Origin of the sequence: Microcystis sp. LEGE 08355, assembly GCF_015207185.1 — a bacterium.
Classification (GTDB): domain Bacteria; phylum Cyanobacteriota; class Cyanobacteriia; order Cyanobacteriales; family Microcystaceae; genus Microcystis; species Microcystis panniformis.
Window position 1 is genome coordinate 1 of the sequence record NZ_JADEXI010000202.1, and the last position, 7,413, is coordinate 7,413.

The window sequence follows — 7,413 nt, forward strand, 5'->3', positions numbered from 1 at the left end:
CAGGAATATTTAGATAATGGGACTCGTTTAGGTTGGTTAATCAATAGAAAAACGAGAGAAGTAGAAATTTATCGTCAAGGACAGGCAGTAGAAATTTTAACTAATCCAGAGAGTTTATCGGGGGAAAGTATTCTGCCAGAATTTAGTTTAAATCTTACTTTGATTTGGTAAATCAGAGGTAGTGATTGCCGTTTAACGCTTTGCTTTGTTGGGCATTGTCTTCATCGATAAAATACCGAACTTGAGTTTTAAGGAAGATAGTCAGAATCAAGGATTTCTGCAAGGGTGAAGGGTGATTCAATCGGGAATAAATCAGCAGAGAGAAGATACTTTCTTACAGTATCTTCTCTGGCTGCTTGGTAACAATCTATCCAGATTTCAGGAATCAATCTTCTCAGACTTGGACTCTCTTTTAATAAGCGTTGAACTTGTCGGCGTTGTTCAACAATTGTGCTGCGCCATCCTTGAGCATTTGCTTCCTTTTCAGTTAGCCAGTAAGTCAATTTAAGCAAATGTTCGGCAATGACGGTTAAGCGACTTTCTAGTTCTCGTTTTTCACTCCTTCCCATCGTTTCAATTTCTTCGATCAAATTTTCTAAGTCTAATTTTTCAAAACGATGTTCTTTGAGTAAATTAGCGGTTTCTTGTAACCATCGGTAGAAATCTTCTTGATAAAGACTTTTACCTGAGGAAACTAAAGACTTTTCGATGCTCATTTGATGATGACCTAGAAAAAGGAATTCTTAGATAATTTAGAAGCGACTCCCTGATCTCAAAAAGATTGGCAAAATATCGCAGGATGACCCCTTAAAACATCAGAGCTTTAAATTTAAGCTAAAATTGGGTAAAACATCTTCACCCGATAAATCAGTGGGATTTTCTAATATTTCTACCTCCTTTCCTTGACGATAAATTTCAACTTGCCGATTCTGGGGATCGATTAACCAGCCTAACCTTGCGCCATTTTCCCTATATTCGAGCAGTTTTTTCTGTAATTTGTCAAGACTATCGGATTCAGAGCGCAATTCCACCACAAAATCGGGACAGAGGGGAATAAATCCCTTTTTCTGCTTAGGGGTTAAAGATTCCCAGCGTTCTCGACTCACCCAAGATAGATCAGGAGAACGAATCGCCCCATTTGGTAGTATAAATCCAGTGGAAGAGTCAAACCCGACCCCTAAAGCTTCATTTTCTTCGCACCAGCGAAACAATTGTCCTGTTATACGAAAATTTCGCTGTCCTGATTCGCCACCTGTCGGGGGATTCACGATTAATTCTCCTTGGGCTGTACGTTCTAATTTTAAGTCACGGTTGACCGCAGCAAGGGCTTCAAACTGTTCAAGGGTGATAGAGAGAGCGATCGCGCTAGGAATTTCTAAGGAGAGGGTTTCGGGTGAGGTAGTAACTGCTAACATAATCCTTTGATCAGGTGCAACTCATATATACTATTAAAGATTATTTGTCAAGTTTTTGCTCAGAATTCTTGAGCTTGCGCTGAACAAATTCCCGATTTTTTTGGGAAACTTCCACCTTGATCGGGCGGTTTCACTAAATAACAGGTTACAATAGCCAATAATTAACTAAATTTACCTAAAAACTATCGATCGTGTTCTACGCTATTGATTTCGGAACCAGTAATACCGTCATTACTCGTTGGAATGGGGCGACAAATAGGGCCGAAACCGTCAAATTATCGGAGTTATCCCAACAAATAGCCGACAATCCCCCCCTAATTCCCAGTTTACTCTATATTAAATCGGCCAATCCTCTGCAAGTAATTGCCGGTCAAGCAGTGCGCGATCGGGGTTTAGATATCGATCGAGACCCGCGTTTTTTTCGTCGCTTTAAACGAGGTATCGGGGCAAAAATTCAAGGATTTTTACCGGAATTAGAGGAAACTGTCCTCAGTTTCGAGGGGGTTGGCCAATGGTTTCTCGATAGCATCATCGACAACTTAAAAAACACCACCCCGGAAACCCCCCAATCTCTAGTTTTAACCGTCCCCGTCGATAGTTTTGAAAGTTACCGCAATTGGTTAAGTAATGTTTGTCAGGGGTGGGAAATCGAACAAATTCGCCTAATTGATGAACCCACTGCCGCCGCTTTGGGTTATGGAACCACGGGTGATCAAGTGATTTTAGTGGTAGATTTTGGCGGTGGCACCCTCGATCTTTCTTTGGTACAATTAGATTTAGATAATCCTCAAAAAAATCAAGGTTTTATTCTCAAGTGGGGAGAAAAACTTTTAGGCAATAATTCCGCTCAAAAAACTAAACTAGCGAGGGTTTTAGCCAAGGCGGGGATAAATTTAGGGGGGTCAGATATCGACGATTGGATTGTCGATTATTTTGCCCAAAAGCAATCTTTAGCGAAAACTTCCCTGACTACTCGTCTAGCAGAAAGATTAAAAATTAAACTTTCTTCCCAATTAACCGCCGAGGAGGTATATTTTGATGAGGAAAATTTCGAGAGTTACGAGTTAAGTTTAGATCGAGAACAATTGACCGATATTCTCCAACAACAAAACTTTTTTAATCAATTAGATGATTTAATGACGGGAGTTTTGCAACAGGGAAGACGCAATGGAATTGAAGTTAGCGACATCGATGCGGTGTTATTAGTTGGGGGAACTGTACAAATTCCGGCGGTAAAAGATTGGGTGCGACAGTATTTTGATAGTAGTAAAATTAAAGAGGATCGACCCTTTGAAGCGATCGCTTTAGGAGCGTTACAATTAGCCCAAGGTTATCAAGTCAAAGATTTTCTCTATCATAGCTATGGCATTCGTTACTGGAATCGTCGCAAAAATGCCCACGCTTGGCATCCAATTATTAACTCTGGACAACCCTATCCCATGGAAAAACCCGTGGAATTAGTCCTAGGTGTTTCTGTGGACAATCAGCCTAGCATTGAGTTAATTATCGGCGAATTAGGCACAGAAAGTGGAGCAATGGAGGTTTATTTTGATGGTGATAAATTAATTACTCGTTCCCTGAGTAATGGAGAAACTAGCGTCCAACCCTTAAATGATCGCGAGGGAGCAAGATCCATCGCTCAACTCGCTCCTTTAGGTTTCCGGGGTAAAGATCGCATTAAAGTGCAGTTCTGGATTGATGATCAGTGTTTTCTGCGGATTAATGTGGAAGATTTACTCAGTCAAGAATTGTTACTAAATAATCAAATAGTCACCAAATTAAGCTAGATTTGGCTTCACCTAAAAATCAAGTGCAGACTCATGGTAAGTTTGCACTGATATTATCGCAATATTCTGTTTTACTGGTGGCTTTATCGACTGTGATCGCGCACGGGGATCGGGATTAGTTCGGGTTCGGGTTCGGGTTCCGGACCAAAAACACTCTCGATCAGTTTGCGCGCCCATTCTCTCAATTTTTCTATCACTTCATCTAAATAGTCCATTGACCAAATGGCTCCTTTGAGATACTAGCTATGAGTTTTCGTCGATTGATCCCCGCAACAGCCACGCAAAAGCTTGATTCTAGAGAATTTTAACTAATTTTTATCGTTTGGCTGTTCAATCTGACGAACGGGGGAATCTATATCTTGTACTTATATTAAGCTTAACATAACTTTTTAGTCTGAGTATATATTCTTGGCAATTCTTTTTTAAGACATTATTAATAAATTCCGGCGTAGGCGATCGAGGGCGGTATAGGCACTAATCTGGCGAATGGTCAAGCGATCTCGATTTTCTCCGAAACGATGCTCAGATACAGTCACTTTTCCTTCAGGACTGGCTAAACCGATATAAACTAGGCCCACGGGTTTTGTCTCGCTGCCGCCTCCCGGTCCGGCAATACCCGTGATACTGATCCCCCAATCGGTAGCGAGGCGTTTTTGCACCCCTAGGGCCATCTGTTGGGCAACAATGGCACTGACAGCCCCGACATTATTTAAATCCCGCTCATTTACGTCTAAGAGGGCAACTTTTACCCGATTATCGTAGGAAATAACCCCACCCCAAAAATAATCGGAACTGCCGGCGATTTGGGTGATAATTTCCCCTAATCCCCCTCCGGTACAGGATTCTGCCACACTCAAAGTTTGTTTTTGCCGCCGCAAAAGTTCCCCCACCACCGCGGGTAAAGTATCATCATCAGCCCCAAAATAATCTAATCCGGCGATTTCCTTAATTTCCGTTGCTACCGGTTCAATTACCTGCAAAGCAGCCTGTAAAGAAGGTGCTTTCGTCGCAATTCGTAAACGCACTTCGCCTAAACCAGCATAGGGGGCAACGGTGGGATTAGTCAGAGCGAATAAATGGGCAACTTTTTCCGCTAAAGCTGACTCACCAATACCGCGAAATTTGAGAGAACGACTATAAATCCTCTCTTTGCCCCATCCTTGACTTTTTAGGTAAGGAATCGCCGTTTCTACCCACATTCTCTTCATTTCTGAGGGTACTCCGGGGAAAGTGAGAATAGTTACGTTAGTCTCTGGTTGCCAGATCATGCCGGGGGCGGTTCCGGTCGGATTTGGCAAAAAATCGGCTCCCACGGGTATTAAAGCCTGTTTACTGTTACTAGGAGGCATTTCTCGCCCTAAACTCGTAAATTTAGCCTCGATTTCTGCTAAAATCTCCTGATCTTCTCTGAGGGGGGTTTGGAAAAAATCGGCGATTGTTTCTGTGGTTAAATCGTCGGGAGTCGGTCCCAGTCCGCCAGTAAAAATTAAAATTGAAGAACGTTCTAGGGCAATAGCGATCGCTTTTTTCAGTCTTTCTACATTATCCCCCACCACCGTTTGATAATAATGGGGAATGCCTAATTTTGCCAATTCTAGGGCTAAATATTGGGCGTTAGTATTAACTATATCCCCTAATAATAATTCCGTTCCTACACAAATAATTTCAGCGGCCATAATTTTTGACAATTAGCTTAAGATTTTCAATTTTGATCATCAACTGATCTCCTGTCACCATCGTTCGATCGGGTTTCGGTAACGATGGTACTGGAAGTTAACCATACCAGTGCGCTCCAGTATTATACCGGTAAGCTATCAAGAATCAAAGTCTTGTATATTAAATGCCACTTTGTTGCTGAACAGCCCATATCTGATTACACGACAATAAAATCACTACCTATGAGCAAACGTAAAATCAGCCTACCATTCCTCTATATAACAATAATTGATCATAATCAAGCATAACAAAGTATTGCCGAGCATCACCTCTTCCTTGCTGCCATCACAAACCACACCAAAATCATCTAAAATTAAAATGTCCACTAAATAATAAAATTCTATGACTCGCTGGTTTAATATTGCAGGTCCCTGTAAAGACGATATCCACTATATGCTCTCTCCCACAGTGCGATTACCAGATTTAGAGGAGCTAATTCAACAGCATAGTTACTTTGTCCTTCACGCACCACGACAAACAGGGAAAACCACCGCAATGTTAGCCCTAGCAAAACAACTTACCGATAGAGGAAATTATGCCGCAGTCATGGTATCAGTGGAAGTAGGAAGTGCATTTAATCATGATCCTAGTGCCGCAGAATTGGCAATTTTAGGGGCATGGTATAATACAATAAATATTCGTTTACCTAAAGAATTGCAACCACCTGTAAAAGAATGGCAACAGGAAGAAGCAGGAAGCAGAATCAAGGCTTTTTTATCAGATTGGTCAAAAGCGATAAATCGTCCCATAGTATTATTTATAGATGAAATTGACTCTTTACAAGACCAAACATTAATATCAGTTTTACGACAGTTAAGAGATGGTTTTCCCAATCGTCCAGAAAATTTTCCCTCATCAGTAGGATTAATTGGTTTGCGAGATGTGCGAGATTATAAAGTAGCATCGGGAGGTAGTGACAGATTAAATACATCTAGTCCTTTTAATATTAAAGTTGCTTCTCTGACTATGCGAAATTTTAATCTTGCAGAAGTGGTTGAATTATATCAACAACATACAGCAGCAACCGGACAAATTTTCACACCAGAAGCAATAGAAACAGCGTTTGATTTAACTCAAGGACAACCTTGGTTAGTCAATGCTTTAGCTAAAGAAATTGTAGAAAAAATGGTAAAAGATAGAAGTATTGCTATTACCAAAGAACACATTTTAACAGCCAAAGAAATATTAATTGCTCGTCAGGATACTCATTTAGATAGTTTAGCGGAAAGGTTAAGAGAACCAAGAATTAAAGCCATTATTGAACCGATGTTAGCAGGTTTAGAATTAGGAAATATTCCCAATGATGATATTCAATTTGTGATGGATTTAGGATTATGTAAAATGCACCCCTACGGAGGATTAACTATTGCTAATCCCATTTATCGGGAAGTGTTACCCAGGGTGTTAACAGTCACACCGATGGCATCTTTACCCATGATTGCACCCACTTGGTTAACCCCAGAGGGTGAATTAAATATAGATGCTTTATTAACAGCATTTCTCAAATTTTGGCGACAACAGGTCGAACCATTATTAGGTAGCACTGGTTATCATGAAATCGCTCCACATATAGTATTAATGGCTTTTTTACATCGTGTGGTTAATGGTGGGGGAGTTTTAGAAAGGGAATATGCAATTGGTAGTGATAGAATGGATTTATGTTTGCAGTATAAAGATGTAATTTTAGGGATTGAATTAAAAGTATGGCGGGATAAAAAACGCGATCCCCAAGCTGACGGAATTGAACAATTAGAATCTTATTTAGGGCGTTTGGGGTTAGATTTTGGTTGGTTATTTATCTTTGATAGGCGGAAAAATGCCTTACCAATGGAAGAAAGGTTATCAACGCAGGTGGTGGTGACAGAAAACCAATATAAAATTACTGTGATTAGAGCTTGAGTCTTTCCAAAACTTACTGTTTGTGTTACATTTCATTAACGCACCCTACAGGATTAACTTTGAGAATTTTGCTAAACTAGAAATAGGTAGAAAACAAGGAAATATAAAGTTATGACAGTTGCTAATTCATCACTTTCTCAACAATACATACTTGATATTGAACCAGAAGGACGTTTAACTTTACCGCAAGAAATCCAACAAATTCTTAATTTAGAATCTGGAGATAGATTGATTTTAACTCTGGAAGATAATGGAACACTGCAATTAGTTAGTCTCAAAAATCAAGTTAAAAAATTAAGAGGTTTATTAAAAAATAAATCACCTGATAGAAATTTAGTAGATGAACTTATTCAAGAACGCAGACAGGAGTATTTAAGTGAATAAATCTGTGTTAGATGCTTCTGCCTTTTTAGCTTATCTTAGAGATGAACTAGGAGCAGAAATTGTAGAAAATGCCTTGATTAATGGCTGTTATATCAGTATTATTAATTGGGTAGAGGTATTATCGAAAATTGTTGACTTAGGAGAATCCCCAGAGGAAATTATTAAACGATTGAGAGATGAAGGATTATTACAAAATAGTCTAGAAATTATTG

Annotated in this window: 9 protein-coding genes; 5 read left to right on the forward strand and 4 right to left on the reverse strand. The window is 39.8% G+C overall.

Annotation, left to right across the window (positions count from 1 at the left end; genetic code table 11):
* A partial coding sequence (locus IQ242_RS11820) for a Uma2 family endonuclease (protein ID WP_193960106.1) occupies positions 1-171 on the forward strand: 171 nt, incomplete at its 5' end.
* Positions 172-248: 77 nt separating this feature from the next.
* Here IQ242_RS11820 and IQ242_RS11825 read toward each other — a convergent pair.
* The gene (locus IQ242_RS11825) at positions 249-716 is read right to left on the reverse strand and encodes a DUF29 domain-containing protein (protein WP_002757365.1); all 468 of its coding nucleotides are present in this window, start codon (positions 714-716) and stop codon (positions 249-251) included.
* 99 nt (positions 717-815) lie between these two features.
* Positions 816-1,415 (reverse strand): Uma2 family endonuclease, encoded by a 600-nt coding sequence (locus tag IQ242_RS11830; RefSeq protein WP_052278009.1) that lies wholly within the window; start codon positions 1,413-1,415, stop codon positions 816-818.
* A 191-nt stretch (positions 1,416-1,606) separates the two neighbouring features.
* Between IQ242_RS11830 and IQ242_RS11835 the strand changes: the two genes are divergently transcribed.
* Positions 1,607-3,202, forward strand: coding sequence for an Hsp70 family protein (locus IQ242_RS11835; protein ID WP_193960107.1), 1,596 nt, complete (start codon positions 1,607-1,609; stop codon positions 3,200-3,202).
* 83 nt (positions 3,203-3,285) lie between these two features.
* Here IQ242_RS11835 and IQ242_RS26740 read toward each other — a convergent pair whose 3' ends face one another.
* Both IQ242_RS26740 and IQ242_RS11840 read right to left on the reverse strand, forming a co-directional pair.
* Positions 3,286-3,417: a hypothetical protein gene (locus IQ242_RS26740; RefSeq protein WP_255520650.1), complete on the reverse strand. Its 132-nt coding sequence runs from the start codon at positions 3,415-3,417 to the stop codon at positions 3,286-3,288.
* A 207-nt stretch (positions 3,418-3,624) separates the two neighbouring features.
* Complete coding sequence (locus IQ242_RS11840; protein WP_193960108.1) at positions 3,625-4,878, reverse strand: competence/damage-inducible protein A; 1,254 nt, start codon at positions 4,876-4,878, stop codon at positions 3,625-3,627.
* A gap of 382 nt (positions 4,879-5,260) precedes the next feature.
* Between IQ242_RS11840 and IQ242_RS11845 the strand changes: the two genes are divergently transcribed.
* The 3 genes from IQ242_RS11845 to IQ242_RS11855 form a co-directional block, all read left to right on the forward strand.
* Positions 5,261-6,817 (forward strand): AAA-like domain-containing protein, encoded by a 1,557-nt coding sequence (locus tag IQ242_RS11845; RefSeq protein ID WP_193960109.1) that lies wholly within the window; start codon positions 5,261-5,263, stop codon positions 6,815-6,817.
* A 111-nt stretch (positions 6,818-6,928) separates the two neighbouring features.
* A complete protein-coding gene (locus IQ242_RS11850) occupies positions 6,929-7,201 on the forward strand; it encodes an AbrB/MazE/SpoVT family DNA-binding domain-containing protein (protein WP_002790479.1) in 273 nt (90 codons plus the stop codon).
* The coding region (locus IQ242_RS11855; RefSeq protein WP_193960110.1) for a PIN domain-containing protein at positions 7,194-7,413 on the forward strand (220 nt) is incomplete at its 3' end. The genes IQ242_RS11850 and IQ242_RS11855, both read left to right, overlap by 8 nt.